We start from the raw sequence: 16,050 nt of genomic DNA on the forward strand, positions 1-16,050 counted from the left end.
TACCCGGTGGGCGTGTACACGCTGCCCAAGCACCTGGACGAGAAGGTGGCGCGTCTGCACCTCGACGCCCTGGGCGTGAAGCTGACCACGCTCCGCCAGGAGCAGGCCGACTACATCGGCGTCCCCGTCGAGGGCCCGTACAAGCCGGACCACTACCGCTACTGATCCCGCCCGCAGCCCCGCCCCCGGGGCCCAGGAGCAGTGCAGCGCACACGGGCGGCCGCCTTCCGGTGGCCGCCCGCCGCATGTCGGCCGGACGTCCGAACTTCGAGTGCACCTCTAGGCAGGTCGGCGAGTCTCGAACCCGATTGGCACCCCCATGATCCGGCCACCCGGCCGCGGGCGAGCCGCCACCGCCACCCCGGAGGAGACAACTGTGAGGCACAACCGATGAGGCGCGTAGTCATCACCGGTATCGGCGTGGTCGCCCCCGGCGGAGTGGGCACCAAGGAGTTCTGGTCGCTCCTGACGGCCGGACGCACCGCCACCCGCGCGATCAGCCTGTTCGACGCGTCGCAGTTCCGCTCCCGGATCGCCGCCGAAGTCGACTTCGACCCGCAGGCGCACGGATTCACCGACGAGGAGGCCCGCCGCCTCGACCGCGCCGCCCAGTTCGCCGTCGCCAGTGCCCGCGAGGCCCTCTCCGACAGCGGGCTCGCCGGCGGGATCGACCCGCTGCGCACCGGCGTCACCCTCGGCAGCGCCGTCGGCTGCACCACCGGCCTCGACGTCGAGTACGCGAAGGTCAGCGAGAGCGGCGCCCACTGGCTGGTCGACCACGAGCTCGCGGTCCCCCACCTCTTCGACTACTTCGTGCCCAGCTCCATGGCCGCCGAGGTGGCCTGGGCCGCCGGCGCGCAGGGCCCCGTCTCGATGGTCTCCACCGGCTGCACCTCCGGCCTGGACTCCATCGGCCATGCCGTGGAACTGATCCGCGAGGGCTCCGCCGACGTCATGGTCACCGGCGCCACCGAAGCGCCGATCTCCCCGATCTCCGTGGCCTGCTTCGACGCCATCCGCGCCACCTCCCCGCGCAACGACGAGCCGGAGACCGCCTCGCGGCCCTTCGACCGCACCCGCAACGGCTTCGTGCTCGGCGAGGGGTCGGCCGTCCTCGTCATCGAGGAGTACGAGCACGCCCGCCGCCGCGGCGCCCACGTCTACGCCGAGATCGCCGGGTTCGCCTCCCGCAGCAACGCCTTCCACATGACCGGCCTGCGCCCCGACGGCAAGGAGATGGCCGAGGCCATCCGCGCCGCCCTGGACGAGGCCCGGCTCGACCCCTCCGCCGTCGACTACATCAACGCGCACGGCTCGGGGACCAAGCAGAACGACAAGCACGAGACCGAGGCCTTCAAGCTCAGCCTCGGCGCCCGTGCCTACGAGGTGCCCGTCAGCTCCATCAAGTCGATGATCGGACACTCCCTCGGGGCGATCGGCTCCCTGGAAGTGGCCGCGAGCGCCCTGGCGATCGAGCACAACACCGTGCCGCCGACCGCCAACCTGCACGAGCCCGACCCGGCCTGCGACCTCGACTACACCCCGCTGACGGCCCGGGAGCAGCGCACCGACACGGTGCTCACCGTCGGCAGCGGGTTCGGCGGCTTCCAGAGCGCCATGATCCTCACCCGTCCGTCTCTGGGGGAAGCGGCATGACCACCACCATCACCCGCGAGCAGCCGGCCGCCCGACCCGCGGGCCGCACCGCCCCGGCCGTCGTGACCGGCATCGGCGTCGCCGCCCCCAACGGGCTCGGCACCGCGGCCTGGTGGGCCGCCACCCTGCGCGGCGAGACCGGCATCGCCCCCGTCACCCGCTTCGACGCCTCCCGCTACCCCGCCACCCTGGCCGGCGAGGTCCCCGGGTTCGTCGACGAGGACCACGTCTCCAGCCGCCTGCTCCCGCAGACCGACCGCGTCACCCGGCTCTCCCTCGCCGCCGCCAAGGAGGCCCTGGACGACGCCGGGGTCGACCCCGCCGAACTGCCCGAGTACGCGGCCGGAGTGGTCACCGCCAGCTCCGCCGGCGGCTTCGAGTTCGGCCAGCGCGAGCTGGAGGCCCTGTGGAGCAAGGGCGGCCAGCACGTCAGCGCGTACCAGTCCTTCGCCTGGTTCTACGCCGTCAACTCCGGCCAGATCTCCATCAAGCACGGACTGCGCGGCGCCAGCGGCGTCATCGTCTCCGAGCAGGCCGGCGGCCTCGACGCCGTCGCGCACGCCCGCCGCCAGCTGCGCAGGGGCGCCTCGGTCGTCATCACCGGCGGCCTCGAGTCCGCGGTCTGCCCCTGGGGCTGGGCCGCGTACACCGCCGCCGGCGACCTCAGCACCGGCACCGACCCGGCCCGCGCCTACCTGCCCTTCGCCGAGGACGCGGCCGGCCACGTCGTGGGCGAGGGCGGCGCGCTGCTCATCCTGGAGGACGCCGGGGCGGCCCGCGCCCGCGGCGCCCGCGTCTACGGATCCGTCGCCGGGTACGCCGCCACCTTCGACCCGGCGCCCGGCTCCGGCGGTGCCCCGCGCCTCGCCGACGCCGCCCGGCTCGCCCTCGCCGACGCCGGGCTGGTCCCCGGGGACGTCGACGTGGTCTTCGCCGACGCAGCGGGCAGCCGCACCGCCGACCGCGCCGAGGCGGCGGCGCTCGCCGAGCTGTTCGGCCCCGGCGGCGTACCCGTCACCGCGCCCAAGACCATGACCGGCCGGCTCTCCGCGGGCGGCGCCGCCCTCGACCTCGCCGCCGCCCTGCTCTCCCTGCGCGACCAGGTGATCCCCCCGACCACCGGCACCCGGGCGCCCGCCGCCGACTGCCCCGTCGACCTGGTCACCGGGTCCCCGCGCACCGGCGCCGTCCTGCGGACCGCCCTCGTGCTCGCCCGCGGCCGCGGCGGCTTCAACTCCGCCGCCGTCGTCCGCGCCGCCTAGGCGGCGCCCGGCGCAGCACCCCCGCATTTTCCCCATCAGCACAGAAAGAGGTACCACCGTGGACCGGCTTGAAATCGGCGACCTGACCACCCTGCTGCGCGAGTGCGCCGGCGAAGGCGAGGGCGTGGACCTCGACGGCGACGTCCTGGACACCGCCTTCGCGGACCTCGGCTACGACTCCCTGGCCGTGCTCCAGACCACCGGCCGCATCGAGCGCGACTTCGACGTGACCCTCGACGAGGAGGCGATCGACGAGGCCGAGACCCCCCGCCAGTACCTGGCCGTCGTCAACCGGGCCATCGAGGAGCAGGCCTCCGAGCGCCTCGCCGCCTGAGACCCGTACCGCCCCGCCACCCGCCTGCACGCAGGCGCCCGCATGCACGCGCACGCCCCCGCCGCCTGATCCGCCCCGGCCTTCCCCAGCCCCGGCCGTCGCCGCCCGCGGCCGCCCCCCCCGTACGAGAGGTTCACGATGACTGATCCAAGCCGCCGACGGTTCGTCACGAGCACGGTGGCCGCGGCCACGGCCACGGCCGCCGCGGGAGCCGGCCTCACCGCCGTCTCCGCAACCCCGGCCCACGCCCGCCGCGCCGAGGCGGGCGCCGGGTTCAGCCCCGTCACGGTCGGGAAGGCCGATCCGCGCTACGAGGACCTCGCCGTACGCGGCGCGAACAAGCGCTTCACCGTCCGCCCGGACTCCTTCCACGTGGTCTCCTCGACGGCGCAGGCCGTCTCCGTGGTCGGCGGCGCCGTCCGCGCGGGCAAGCGGATCGCGGTGCGCAGCGGCGGGCACTGCTACGAGAACTTCGTGGGCGACGGGGCCGAGGTCGTGCTCGACCTCGCCGAGCTGAACACCATCCGCTACGACGCGGGCCGCCGCGCCTTCGAGATCGGTGCCGGCGCCCGCCTCGCCGACGTCTACCGCACCCTCTACTACGGCTGGGGCGTCACCATCCCCGGCGGTGCCAGCGCCTCCGTCGCCTTCGGCGGGCACATCCTGGGCGGCGGCTACGGTCCGCTCTCCCGCCGCCACGGCATCTCCTCCGACCACCTGTACGCCGTCGAGGTCGTCGTGGTGGACGCCGCCGGCCGGGCCCGCGCCGTCATCGCCACCCGCGAGGCCGGCGATCCGAACCGCGAGCTGTGGTGGGCGCACACCGGTGGCGGCGGCGGCAACTTCGGCGTCGTCACCCGCTACTGGTTCCGCAGCCCCGGCGCGACCGGCAGCGACCCGCAGCACCTGCTGCCCCGCCCGCCCGGCAGCGTCCTCACGTCCACCGTGATGTTCCCGCGGGACGGGCTCGACAAGGCCGCCTTCCGGACCCTGGTCGGCAACCACGGCCGCTGGCACGAGCGCAACAGCGGCCCCGACTCCCCGTACCGGGGCCTGTTCAGCGGCCTGGTGCTGCTGGGCAGGCAGCACCAGAACGACCAGGGGCTCGCCGCGATCGCCTTCACGCACCTCGACGCGACCCTTCCGAACGCGGAGAAGCTGCTCCAGGACCACATCGACGCCCTGACCGCGGGCGTGGCCGCGGAGCCCTGGGTGATGCCCACGGAGACCCTGCCGTGGCTGGCCTCGGTCAACTCGCTCGCCGACGCGCAGGACGCGGAGACCGGCCGCCAGAAGATCAAGTGCTCCTACCTGCGCCGCTCGTTCACCGACGAGCAGATCGACGTGCTCTTCGACCGGCTGTCCGGCACCGACCACGCCCACGAGACGGCGTCGGTGTCCATCCAGTCGTACGGCGGCCGCGTCAACGCCCTCGCGCCCGGCGCCACCGCCTCGGCGCAGCGCGACTCGGTCCTCAAGGCCCTGTTCATGAACACCTGGCAGGACCCGGCCCAGGACGCGGCGAGCCTGGACTGGCTGCGCCGCCTGTACGCCGACGTGTACGCGCGCACGGGCGGGGTCCCGGTCCCGGACGGGCAGGGCGACGGCTGCTTCATCAACTTCCCCGACGTGGACACGGCCGATCCGAAGTGGAACACCTCGGGCGTCCCGTGGCACACGCTGTACTACAAGGGCAACTACCCGCGGCTCCAGGCCGTGAAGTCCGCCTACGACCCGCGCGACGTGTTCAGGCACGCGCTCGGCATCCGCCCGGCCGGCCGCTGACCGGACCGGGAACCGCGGACCGCCGGCCCGAGGGCGGCAGACGGCGACACAGGGCAGGGCCGGGGCGAAGACGCCCCGGCCCTGCCCTTTCGCACTCCGTGCGCTCCGAGCGGGTCAGCCCGCGCTGCGCTCCAGCACCGTGGTGGGGTACAGGTTCGGGTCGCTCGTGCTCAGCCCGCGCAGGGCGGCCGCGTGCGGGGCGAACTCCGGGTGGGTGACCGCGCTGCGGAAGGACTCCTCGTCCTGCCACTCGGCCACGTTGACGTAGCTGCCCGGCTCCTGGCCGTGCCGCACCAGGCGGTGCGAGACGAAACCGGGCTGGGCGACGAAGAAGGCCGAGGTCTCCTCGAAGAGCCGCTCGAACTCCTCCGGCGGGCCGGTGACGGTGAACCTGTTGACGAACGTGACCACTTCTTGCCTCCGGGACTCGTGCGGACGGTCCGCGCTGCGAAGGTCCCGCGCCCGGCTCGACCCGTGCTCGAACGGCAGCCGAGCCGCCCCGGCCACACTGCCTCGCAGGCCGTGCCCACGTCCCTGCACCTGCTGCAAGTTCCCGGCGGCCGGCCCGCCCAGAACGGCCAGCGAAGCCCCGAGGAAGGACACCATGGGAGCCGAGTACGCGATCCACGCCGAGGACCTGCGCAAGCGGTACGGCGACGCCCCAGCCCTCAACGGCTTCGACCTCAAGGTCCCCGCCGGCACCGTGCACGGCCTCCTCGGGCACAACGGCGCCGGCAAGACCACCGCGGTCCGCATCCTGGCCACCCTCGCCGGTTTCGACAGCGGACGGGCCGAGGTCGCGGGCTTCGACGTGGCCCGCCAGAGCGCCCAGGTCCGCTCGCGCATCGGCCTCCTCGGGCAGTACGCCGCCGTGGACGAGGTGCTCAGCGGCCGTCAGAACCTGGTCATGTTCGGCCGGCTCTACCACCTCGGCAAGAAGGAGGCCGGCGCCCGCGCCGACGCCCTGCTGGAGCAGTTCGGCCTCGCCGACACCGGGACCAAGCAGGTCAAGGACTACTCGGGCGGGATGCGCCGGCGCCTCGACCTGGCCGCCAGCCTGATCCTCGCCCCCCGGGTGCTCTTCCTCGACGAGCCCACCACGGGCCTGGACCCGCGCAGCCGCAACGAGGTCTGGGAGGCCGTCCGCTCCCTGGTCCACGACGGCACCACCGTCCTGCTGACCACCCAGTACCTCGACGAGGCCGACCAGCTGGCCGACCGCATCTCCGTCATCGCCTCCCCCCACAAGGAGGGCGGCCGCGTCATCGCGGAGGGCACCCCCGACCAGCTGAAGTCCGCCATCGGCGGCGACCGCATCGACGTGACCGTGCGCCACGCGGGCGACCTCGCGGCGGCGGCGGGCGTCCTCGCCTCCGTCACCGGCGCGGCCGTCGAGACAGACGAGGACAACCGGCGCGCCGGAGCCCCCGTCTCGGACCGCGTCGCCGCCCTCACCGGCGCAGCGCGGGCCCTCCAGGAGGCCGGCGTGGACGTCGAGGACATCGCGCTGCGCCGCCCCACCCTCGACGAGGTGTTCCTGCACCTCACCGGTGAGCGCGCCGGACAGAGCGAAGAGACCAAGGAAGAGGTGACGGTGTGACCACCGCGAACCCCCAGTCGGACGGCCGCACGGGCGGTCTCGGCTGGGCCCTGTCCGACTCCTGGGTGCTGACCGGGCGCTCGCTCGCCCACTGGGCCCGCAACCCCGCGCCCGTCATCATCGGCCTGCTCTTCCCGATCATGATGGTGCTGATGTTCGGCTACCTCTTCGGAGGGGCCATGCAGGTGCCCGGCGGCGGCAACTACCGCGAGTTCCTGGTGCCCGGCATGTTCGCCATGACCATGGTGTTCGGCATCGAGGTCACCATGCTCGCCGTGATCACCGACGCCTCCCGGGGCGTCACCGACCGCTTCCGGTCCATGCCCACCTCCTCCGCCGCCGTGGTCACCGGCCGCAGCATCGCCGACATGCTCAACTCCGTCCTCGGCCTCGCCGTCATGATCCTGTGCGGGCTCGCCGTCGGCTGGCGGGCCAACGAGGGGGTCCTCAACGCCCTGGCCGCCGTGGGCCTGCTGCTCCTGCTGCGCTTCTCGCTGCTGTGGGTCGGCATCTACCTCGGCCTCGTCTTCACCGACACCGCCGCCGTCACCGCCGTCCAGACCCTCGTGTGGCCGCTCGGATTCCTGTCGAACGCCTTCGTGTCCCCCGACACCATGCCCGGCTGGCTCGCCGCGATCTCCGAGTGGAACCCGCTCTCGGCCACCGGCACCGCCACCCGCGAGCTGTTCGGCAACCCCGGCTGGGAGGGCAGCTCCTGGGCCGCCGAGCACGCCGTCCTGCTCGGAATCCTCTGGCCGGTCGTGATCTGTGCGATCTTCTTCCCGCTGGCCGTGCGACGCTACCAGCGGCTCGGCCGCTGACCGCGTCCCGGCGCGCACGCACCGAACGACCGAACCCGACACCTGAACGACCGAAGCACAGCAGCACCGACGGGGAGCAACCGGAACCCATGGCACAGGCAGTGACGACAACGCCCCTCCCGGAAGCCGGACTCGCCCGGTGCGCGGTGGTCTTCGAGCCGGACGACCCGGCCCGCACCGGCCGCCTCCTGTTCTGGCAGCCCGACGGCAGCGCCCCGCCCGAACTGCCCGGCCTGCCGGGGGAGCGCGCCGAAGCCGTGCTCGTCACCGCCGGGGACGGCGGGCCCGCCGCCCGCACCGTCCCCGTGCTCCGGCTCCCGGTCGCCGACGCGCTGCCGGCCCTGGCGCACGCCGCCGGGGCCGGCGCGCAGGCGCACCCCGCGGCCGCCTTCTGGGGGGCCGCCACCACCCTGGCCCTCCACCTGGCCGCCCGCCGCCGGCTGCTCCCCGGGGTCTCGCCCGCCGGATACGACGCCTGGCGGGCCGGCCCCCTGGACCTGGACGACGTACGGCGCATCCGCGAACTGGCCGCCGCCGTACCGCCCGAGGCCCGCGCCCTGCCGCTGCCCGGCCCCGGCGCCCCCCGCCTCCCCGACGCCGAGGGGCTCGTACGGGCCTTCCTCGACGCGGTCGCGGACGCCCTGCCGCGCAGCCCCGCGGCCGAGGCCGCCTCCGGCCGCGCCGCCTTCGCCGCCGCCGCCCCGCAGCACGTGCCCCAGCTGAGGGCCTGGGCGGAGGAGGTCTCGGCGGGCCTCGACACGGGCGTACGGCTGTCCCTGCACCTGGAACTCGCCGCCGACGGGGACGGGCCCCCCGTCCTGCGGCTCGTGCCCTGGGTGCACAGCCTGGCCGACCCCACGCTCTCCGCCCCCGCCCGCACCGTCTTCGACGGCGGCGGGGCCGCCTTCGGCTACCGGGCCGCCGCCGACACCGCGCAGGCCGTCCGGCGCGCCGCCGACGTCTGGCCCGCACTCGCGCGGCTGCTGCCCGTACCCTCCGACCTCGACCTCTCCGACGCCGAGATCAACGAGCTCCTCGGCGACGGCGCCGCCCGGCTGCGCGCCCACGGCATCGACCTGAACTGGCCCGGGGAGACCTCCCGCGGGCTCGCCGCGGAAGCCGTGGTCGGGGCCGCCCTCACCCCGCCGGAGGACATGCGGTCCTTCCTCGGCGGGGAGTCCACCGTCGACTTCCGCTGGCGGCTCACCCTCGACGGGGAACCCCTCACCGCGGAGGAGGCCCGGCAGGTCGCCGGGGCCCCCCGGCCCGTGGTCCGGCTGCGCGGCCGCTGGCTCCTGGTCCCCGCCGCCCTCGCCCGCAAGGCGCGCGAACCCGAACTGGCCCCGCTCACCGCGATCGAGGCCCTCGGCGCCGCCCTCACCGGCCGCGCCGAGGTCGGCCGCGAGCAGGTGGCCGTGGCCCCCACCGACTGGCTCCTCGCCCTGCGCCGGCGGCTGTCCGACCCGGAGGGCGGCAGCGAGCCCCTGCGGCCCCCCGCCGCCCTGGACGCCACCCTGCGCGACTACCAGCTGCGCGGTCTGCGCTGGCTGGACCGGATGACCTCGCTCGGCCTCGGCGGCTGCCTCGCCGACGACATGGGCCTCGGCAAGACCGTCCAGCTGATCTCGCTCCACCTGCTGCGCCAGGAGCACGCCGACACCCGGGGCCCGACCCTCGTGGTCTGCCCGGCCTCGCTGCTCGGCAACTGGGAGCGCGAGGTCCGCCGGTTCGCCCCCGGCACGCCGGTACGGCGCTTCCACGGCCCCGGCCGCAGCCTGGACGGAGCCGACGCGGGCTTCGTCCTGACCACCTACGGCACCATGCGGCTCGACACCGGGCGGCTCGGCGGCCACCGCTGGGGCATGGCCGTCGCCGACGAGGCCCAGCACGTGAAGAACCCGCTCTCCGGCACCGCCAAGGCCCTGCGCGAGATCCCCGCCGACGCGCGGATCGCCCTCACCGGCACTCCCGTCGAGAACAACCTCTCCGAACTGTGGGCGGTCCTCGACTGGACCACCCCCGGCCTCCTGGGCACCCACGGCCGCTTCCGGACCCGCTGGGCCAAGCCCATCGAGGCCGAGCGCGCCGGCGCGGGGGAGCCGGCCGACGGGGCGGACCCGCAGCCCGGCACCGCCCACCGGCTGGCCGAGCTGGTCCGGCCCTTCCTGCTGCGCCGGCGCAAGACCGACCCGGGCATCGCGCCCGAACTGCCGCCCAAGACGGAGACGGACCGGCCGGTCACGCTCACCCGCGAGCAGACCGCCCTGTACGAGAAGCTCGTCCGCGAGGTCATGGGCGAGATCGAGGGCAGCGAGGGAATCGCCCGCCGCGGCCTCGTCCTCAAACTCCTCACCGGCCTCAAGCAGATCTGCAACCACCCCGCCCAGTTCCTCAAGGAGGACGCCGGGGCCCAGCTCACCGGCCGCTCCGGCAAGCTGGAGCTCCTGGACGAACTGCTCGACACCATCGTCGCCGAGGACGGCGCCGTCCTCGTCTTCACCCAGTACGTCGCCATGGCCCGGCTCCTCGAACGGCACCTGGCCGACCGGGGCGTCCCCGCGCAGCTCCTGCACGGCGGCACCCCCGTACCGCGCCGCGAGGAGCTCGTCCAGCGCTTCCAGGACGGCGAGGTGCCGGTCTTCCTGCTGTCCCTGAAGGCGGCGGGCACCGGGCTCAACCTCACCCGCGCCGACCACGTCGTGCACTTCGACCGCTGGTGGAACCCGGCCGTCGAGGCGCAGGCCACCGACCGCGCGTACCGCATCGGCCAGACCCGGCCGGTCCAGGTCCACCGGATGGTGGCCGAGGGCACCATCGAGGACCGGATCGCCGCCATGCTCCAGGCGAAGAAGGAGCTCGCGGACGCCGTGCTCGGAGCGGGCGAGGGCGCCCTGACCGAGCTGACCAACGACGAACTGGCCAACCTGGTCGAGCTGAGGAGCGCGGAATGAGCGGGCAGGACCACCCCGGCGGCGGAGCGGGCGACCAGGCGCGCGGCTTCCCCGCCTTCCCCGCCCGCAAGGGCGGCCGGGCCCGCGGGCAGTCCTGGTGGGCCAAGGCGTGGACCGGGGCGATGGAGGACACCTCCCTCGACCCCGAACCGCTCAAGAAGGGCCGTGCGGTGGCCCGTTCAGGACGGCTCGGGCCGATCACGGTCAGCCCGGGCCGGATCGCCGCGCCCGTGTACGACGGCGGGGAGGCCCCCTGCACCGTCGAGATCTCGCTCGCCGTGTTCGCAGACGACGAGTGGGACCTGCTCTGGGAGAAGACCGCCGCCCGGCCCGCCGAACTGGAGGCCCTGCTCGCCGGGGAGCTGCCGCCCGACCTGCTGGAGGCCGCCGAGGACGCCAGGGTCGGCCTGCTGCCCGGCTACGGCGACCTGGAGCCCGAGTGCGGCTGCGACTCCTTCGACCACCCCTGCGAGCACGCCGCCGCCCTCTGCTACCAGGCCTCCTGGCTGCTGGACGAGGACCCCTTCCTGCTGCTGCTCATGCGCGGCCGGGACCGGGAGGAGGCCCTCGAAGAGCTCAAGACCAGCGTCCTGATGGGGGCGATGGCCGGGTTCGGCGAGGACGAGGAAGGAGACGGCGCGGACGAAGACGGCGAGGACGGAGCCGCCGGAGCCGCCGGAGCCGCCGGGGAGGGGGACGGCGCGGAGGGCGGGGAGTCCGCACCGGATCCCGGCGCCCCCGGCACCGACGCCCGCGAGGCCTACGCCCGGCCCCCGCAGCCGCTGCCCGCTCCGCCCCCGCTGCCCGAGGCCCCGCCCGCCCCCGAGGACCCGCTCGCGGAGCCCGAGACGGACCCCATGGAGCGCCTCGCGGACGACGCCGCGGACCGGGCCCGCGCCCTGCTCGCGTACGCCCTGGGCCGCACCGCGCGGCCGCCCGCCCCGCTCACGCCCTGGCAGGACGCCGTGCGCATCGCCGCCTACGCCGATCCGCGCACCGCGGACCGCCTCGGCGCCGCCACCGGGCGGGCCGCCGAGCTCCCCCGGGCCGCCGCGGCCTGGCGGCTCGCCGGAGCGGAGGGCCTCGCCGTACTGGAGGAGCCCTGGAGCCCGTCCCCGCAGGAGGTGGCGCGGGCCCGCACGGCGCTGGCCGCCGGCTGGGAGGCGGACGAGCTGCCCGAGCCGGTGGTGGAGGAGAACCGCTGGACCTTCGCCGGGCACGGGCTCCAGCTGCGCCTGGCCCGCGACGGCCGCTGGCACCCCTACCGCCGCGAGGGGGAGGCCTGGCATCCGGCGGGCGGCCCGTCCTTCGACCCCGTCACGGCCCTCGGCGAGCTCCTCGACGCCTGAGGCGGGTGCCCTGCGCCCGCTGTCCGCAGCCCTTCCCGCCCCCCGTCCGCGCACCTGCAACGGCCCCGTACACCGAGGCTCGAACAGTTCTCCAGGTGCGAAAACCACCATCGGTCGCAGAAGCAACGGCCGGAGGGACGGGGAGCATGGCAGGCGCAGACAGCGGGCGGAACGCGCCCACACCGGCCGATGCGTTCCTCGCGCACGCCCGGACGCGGCCGCAGGCCCCGGCACTGGTCTGGCAGGACGCCGAGACCACGTACGGGGAGCTCCTGGACCTGGTCAGTGCGGAGCGCCGCCGCCTGGCGGCCCTGCCCGCCGCCCCCGGCGAACCGGTCGCCGTCCCCGCCGTGAAATCGCCCGGGACCGTGGCCCTGGTCCTCGCCTGCATGGCGGAGCGCCGTCCGGTGCTGCTGCCGGCCGCGACCCTGGGCCGGGAGGCCCTGGAGCGGCTGCACGGGCAGGCCGGCGTACGGCACGTCCTGCTCCCGCTGCCCCCGGAGCCCGGCCCGCAGACCGGTGCGGCCGCCGGTACGGACACCGGCACCGGCACCGAAACCGGCACCCGGGCCGCCGCGGACACGGACACCGGCACCGCGCCCGCCCTGCTGCTCACCACCTCCGGCTCCACCGGACTCCCCAAGATCGTGCCGCTGACCGCGGCCGCGATCGGCGCGTTCACCGACTGGGCGGCCGGCCACTTCGGCATCGGCCCCGGCACCACCGTGCTCAACTACGCGCCCCTGAACTTCGACCTCTGCCTGCTGGACGTGTGGACCACCCTCGCCCGCGGCGGCCGCGCGGTCCTCGTGGACCCCGACCGCGCCCTCCAGGGCCCGTACCTGCTGGACCTCGCCGTCCGCCACCGGCCCGAACTGGTCCAGGCGGTCCCCATGTTCTGGCGGCTGCTCGCCGACGCGGCCCGCGGGGCCGGGACCCGCACCCTGCCCTCCGTACGGCACGCGGTGTTCACCGGCGACACCATGCCCGTGCCCGTCCTCCAGGCCCTGCCCGCCCTGCTGCCCGCCGCCCGGCTCGCCAACGTGTACGGGTGCACGGAGACCAACGACAGCTTCCTGCACGAGGTGGCCGACACCTCCGTCCCCGCCCCCCTCGGCCGCCCCCTGCCCGGGGTCGGCGCCCTCGTCGTCACCGCCGACGGCACCGTGCTCGACGGCCCCGGCGCCGGCGAACTGTACGTGTCCACGCCCTTCCAGACCCCCGGCTACCTGGGGCGCCCCGCCGCCCCCGGCGCACCCGGCCCCTTCGGCCCCGATCCGCGCGGCGGCGACGGCGACGGACGCCGCTGGTTCCGCACCGGAGACCTGGTCCGCCGCGACGCCGACGGGGTCCACACCCTCGAAGGGCGCACCGACTTCCAGGTCAAGGTCCGCGGGGTGCGCATCAACCCCCAGGAGGTCGAGCACGTCCTCCTCGAGCACCCCCAGGTCACCGAGGCCGCCGTACTGGCGCTGCCCGATCCGGTGGCGGGCCGGCTGCTGCACGCCTTCGTGCGGCGGGCCGGGGACAGCGGGCTCAACAGCCTCGCGCTGCGCCGCCACCTGGCCCGCGGGCTGCCGCGCGCCGCCGTGCCCTCCACCGTGCGGATCACCGACGAGCCGCTGCCCAGGACTTCCACCGGGAAGGTCGACCGCGAACGGCTCGCCCCGACCGGTTCCAGCGCCCGTACCAGCAAGGAGAACTGACATGCCAGACACCCTGACCGCCGTCAAGCGGTTCGTCGTCGAGGAGTTCCTGCCGGACGTCACCCCCCAGGAGCTCGACGCCGAACTCGACCTGCTGGACGAGGGCGTCATCGACAGCCTCGGCCTGCTCAAGGTCATCGCGTGGATCGAGTCGACCTACGACATCGACACCGACGAGGTGGACCTCGACCCGGACGCCTTCCGCTCGGTCGCCGCCATCGGCGCCTTCGTCGAGAGCGTCTCCCCCCAGCGGGCGGAGGCGGCGTAGCCATGCACGAGGCCCTGGTAGCGCTCATCGGCGGCAGCCAGCCGGTCGACCTCCAGACCTGGCGGTCCTTCTGGGACCGGCTCCACGACGGTGGGCTGCGCCGGGGCGAGGCGGTGGCCCTGCTGTCCTCCCTGTCCAGCGCGATGCCCGACCGCGCCACCCTCACGGCGCTCCTGGACTCCTTCGACGAGCGGCGCCCGCAGCGCGACGCCGCGGCCGGGGAGTTCCGCGACACCGTCAACATCGTCGGCACCGGCGGCGGCCCCCGCACCTTCAACATCTCCACCGCGGCCGCCTTCACCGCCGCCGCCATGGGCACGAAGGTCGTCAAGACCGGCTCGCGCGCCTACACCAGCGGCTACGGCTCGGTAGACCTCCTCGAACTCCTCGGGGTCGGCCTGACCTCCTCGTACGAGGAGACGCACGAGGTGCTGGAGCGCGAGGGCATCGCCTTCGCCGGGCACTTCGTGTACCCGGCCGAGCTCGGCCGGCTCGCCCGCAGCATCATCCCCCTGGAGATGCGCGACATCGGCCGGTTCGTCAACGTCCTGGGGCCCTTCCTGTCCGGGATGCCCGCGAGCGCCCAGCTCACCGGGGTCTCCGACCCGCGGATGCTGGCCGCCGTCCGGCAGGCCGCCGAACACACCGCGCGCCGCACCGGCCGCACCGTGTGGGTCTGTGCGAACGACCTCGGCGCCGACGAACTCGTCGGCTTCGCCGAGAACCGGGTGCACGTCCACGAGTACGACGGCGAGGACGAGTTCACCCTCCAGCCGCACGCCCTGGGCCTGCGCCCCGGCCACCTCGGGGACCTGCGCCAGGCCGCCGGCGGCAGCGGGGCCGTCGTGGAGCACTTCCTCGCGCTGCTGTCCGGCGAGGGCGACCCGGTGGCCGAGGAGACCGTGTGCCTCAACGCCGCCGCGCTCGCCGTGGCCGGCCGGCTCACCTCCGACTGGCACGGGGCCCTCGCCGCCGCGCGGACCGCGATCCGCGACGGCTCGGCCCGCGCCCGCGTCGAACGGCTCCGCGCCCGGGCGGTGTCGCTTGTCTGAGACCCTCGACCGGCCCGCCCTCGCGGCCGCCGGCCCCCGCGTATCGCCGTTCTTCGCGCACCGCCGCCCCGGCCGCCCCGGGCTCGCCGTCTTCCTCAACGCCGGCGACCCGCCGCTGGACCTGCTGCCCGAGCTGCTGGCGATGCTCGACGAGAGCGAGGTCGACTGCCTCGAACTCGCCGTGCCCTTCCCCGATTCGGTCACCGACGGCCCGGTCATCCGCCGGTCCGCGAACCGGGCCCTCAGCCAGGGCGTGACGCTCGACGCCGTCCTCACGGCCGTCGCCGCCGCCCGCCCCTCGCTGCGCCGGCTGCGCATCGCCCTGCTCGCCGACTGGAGCCACACCGTCAAGGGCACCCCCCTGGACGGGTTCACCCGCCGCACGGCCGCCGCCGGCTGCGACGGGCTGCTGCTGCACGGGCTGCCGCCCAAGCTCCGCGAGCCCTACTACGAGGCCGCCGCCGCAGCCGGGCTGCCCGTCGTCACCACCTGCTACGCGGTCTCCGGACCGCTCGTACAGGCCGAGGCCGCCGCGCACGCCGGCGCCTACCTCTACCTCGTGGCCCACTACGGCCGGAGCGGCACCGCCGCCCCGCTGGACGAGCAGAAGCTCACCGAGGCCGTCCACCGGCTCCAGGGCGCCTGCGCCGCGCCCGTCGCCGTCGGATTCGGAGTCCGCACCGCCGCCGACATCGCCCGGCTCGAAGAGCTCGGCGCCCAGTCCGTGGTGGTCGGAAGCGCGGGCGTGGACCGCATCGAACACGCCCTCGCCCACCGCCGCGACCCCGTCGAGGAGTTCGCGGCCTTCATCCGGGAGCTGCGCAGCGACCCCACCGCGCCCGGCTCCCCCACGCCCCAGAAGGGAAACGCATCATGATCGTTCGCAAGCTCGAGGACGTCACCACCGTGGAGTGGGGCAACGGGCTCAGCCGCCGGTTCCTGACCCAGGCCGACGGCGTCGGCTACTCCGTCACGGACACCGTGGTGCGCGCCGGCACCCGCTCCCGCCTGGAGTACCGCAACCACCTGGAGACCTGCTACTGCATCGAGGGCAGCGGCGAGGTCATCGACACCGCCGGCAACTCCCACCCGATCACCCCGGGCACCCTCTACGCCCTCGACCACCACGACGCGCACTGGCTGGTCGCCAGCCCCGACGAGGACCTGCGCCTGGTCTGCGTCTTCTCCCCGGCGCTGCGCGGCGACGAGCGGCACTCCCTCGACTCGCCCGAGTTCTCGCACTACTGAGCAGACCCGGCCCGAGCC

General features: G+C 75.1%; 15 protein-coding genes. 14 read left to right on the forward strand and 1 reads right to left on the reverse strand.

Going from position 1 to position 16,050, the window contains the following annotated elements:
- From ACZ7JZ_RS33460 to ACZ7JZ_RS33480, 5 genes are all read left to right on the forward strand, one after another.
- Nucleotides 1-165, forward strand: a 165-nt coding sequence (locus ACZ7JZ_RS33460) for an adenosylhomocysteinase (RefSeq protein WP_470946336.1), incomplete at its 5' end; no start/stop codon positions are given.
- Between the two features lie 225 nt (nucleotides 166-390).
- Nucleotides 391-1,656: a beta-ketoacyl-[acyl-carrier-protein] synthase family protein gene (locus ACZ7JZ_RS33465; RefSeq protein WP_470946235.1), complete on the forward strand. Its 1,266-nt coding sequence runs from the start codon at nucleotides 391-393 to the stop codon at nucleotides 1,654-1,656.
- Entirely contained in the window at nucleotides 1,653-2,918 is a 1,266-nt protein-coding gene (locus ACZ7JZ_RS33470; protein ID WP_470946237.1) for a ketosynthase chain-length factor, read from the forward strand. The genes ACZ7JZ_RS33465 and ACZ7JZ_RS33470 overlap by 4 nt, the downstream gene beginning before the upstream one ends.
- 58 nt (nucleotides 2,919-2,976) lie before the next feature.
- Nucleotides 2,977-3,252 carry an acyl carrier protein gene (locus ACZ7JZ_RS33475; protein ID WP_470946240.1) on the forward strand — a complete coding sequence of 92 codons (276 nt, stop codon included), beginning with the start codon at nucleotides 2,977-2,979 and terminating at the stop codon, nucleotides 3,250-3,252.
- Nucleotides 3,253-3,390: 138 nt separating this feature from the next.
- Nucleotides 3,391-5,037 carry an FAD-binding oxidoreductase gene (locus ACZ7JZ_RS33480; protein WP_470946243.1) on the forward strand — a complete coding sequence of 549 codons (1,647 nt, stop codon included), beginning with the start codon at nucleotides 3,391-3,393 and terminating at the stop codon, nucleotides 5,035-5,037.
- A gap of 114 nt (nucleotides 5,038-5,151) precedes the next feature.
- On the opposite strand, the gene ACZ7JZ_RS33485 is transcribed toward ACZ7JZ_RS33480, so the two are convergent.
- The gene (locus ACZ7JZ_RS33485) at nucleotides 5,152-5,448 is read right to left on the reverse strand and encodes an antibiotic biosynthesis monooxygenase family protein (RefSeq protein ID WP_470946246.1); all 297 of its coding nucleotides are present in this window, start codon (nucleotides 5,446-5,448) and stop codon (nucleotides 5,152-5,154) included.
- Nucleotides 5,449-5,641: 193 nt separating this feature from the next.
- On the opposite strand from ACZ7JZ_RS33485, the gene ACZ7JZ_RS33490 reads away from it, so the two are divergent.
- The 9 genes from ACZ7JZ_RS33490 (at nucleotide 5,642) to ACZ7JZ_RS33530 (ending at nucleotide 16,032) form a co-directional block, all read left to right on the forward strand.
- Complete coding sequence (locus tag ACZ7JZ_RS33490) at nucleotides 5,642-6,637, forward strand: ATP-binding cassette domain-containing protein (protein ID WP_470946248.1); 996 nt, start codon at nucleotides 5,642-5,644, stop codon at nucleotides 6,635-6,637.
- Nucleotides 6,634-7,458, forward strand: a complete 825-nt coding sequence (locus ACZ7JZ_RS33495; RefSeq protein WP_470946251.1) for an ABC transporter permease — start codon at nucleotides 6,634-6,636, stop codon at nucleotides 7,456-7,458. Before ACZ7JZ_RS33490 ends, ACZ7JZ_RS33495 begins: the two co-directional genes overlap by 4 nt.
- Before the next feature lie 89 nt (nucleotides 7,459-7,547).
- A complete protein-coding gene (locus tag ACZ7JZ_RS33500; protein ID WP_470946253.1) occupies nucleotides 7,548-10,409 on the forward strand; it encodes a DEAD/DEAH box helicase in 2,862 nt (953 codons plus the stop codon).
- Nucleotides 10,406-11,758, forward strand: a complete 1,353-nt coding sequence (locus tag ACZ7JZ_RS33505) for an SWIM zinc finger family protein (protein ID WP_470946256.1) — start codon at nucleotides 10,406-10,408, stop codon at nucleotides 11,756-11,758. Before ACZ7JZ_RS33500 ends, ACZ7JZ_RS33505 begins: the two co-directional genes overlap by 4 nt.
- Nucleotides 11,759-11,904: 146 nt before the next feature.
- The gene (locus ACZ7JZ_RS33510) at nucleotides 11,905-13,464 is read left to right on the forward strand and encodes an AMP-binding protein (protein ID WP_470946259.1); all 1,560 of its coding nucleotides are present in this window, start codon (nucleotides 11,905-11,907) and stop codon (nucleotides 13,462-13,464) included.
- A gap of 1 nt (nucleotide 13,465) precedes the next feature.
- Nucleotides 13,466-13,732 (forward strand): phosphopantetheine-binding protein, encoded by a 267-nt coding sequence (locus ACZ7JZ_RS33515; protein WP_470946261.1) that lies wholly within the window; start codon nucleotides 13,466-13,468, stop codon nucleotides 13,730-13,732.
- A gap of 2 nt (nucleotides 13,733-13,734) precedes the next feature.
- Entirely contained in the window at nucleotides 13,735-14,784 is a 1,050-nt protein-coding gene (locus tag ACZ7JZ_RS33520) for an anthranilate phosphoribosyltransferase (RefSeq protein WP_470946264.1), read from the forward strand.
- The gene (gene trpA / locus ACZ7JZ_RS33525) at nucleotides 14,777-15,661 is read left to right on the forward strand and encodes a tryptophan synthase subunit alpha (protein WP_470946266.1); all 885 of its coding nucleotides are present in this window, start codon (nucleotides 14,777-14,779) and stop codon (nucleotides 15,659-15,661) included. Before ACZ7JZ_RS33520 ends, trpA begins: the two co-directional genes overlap by 8 nt.
- Nucleotides 15,658-16,032: an ectoine synthase gene (locus tag ACZ7JZ_RS33530; RefSeq protein WP_470946270.1), complete on the forward strand. Its 375-nt coding sequence runs from the start codon at nucleotides 15,658-15,660 to the stop codon at nucleotides 16,030-16,032. The genes trpA and ACZ7JZ_RS33530 overlap by 4 nt, the downstream gene beginning before the upstream one ends.
- Nucleotides 16,033-16,050: the final 18 nt, after the last annotated feature.

It is taken from the genome of Streptomyces sp. NPDC038213 (genome assembly GCF_055600495.1).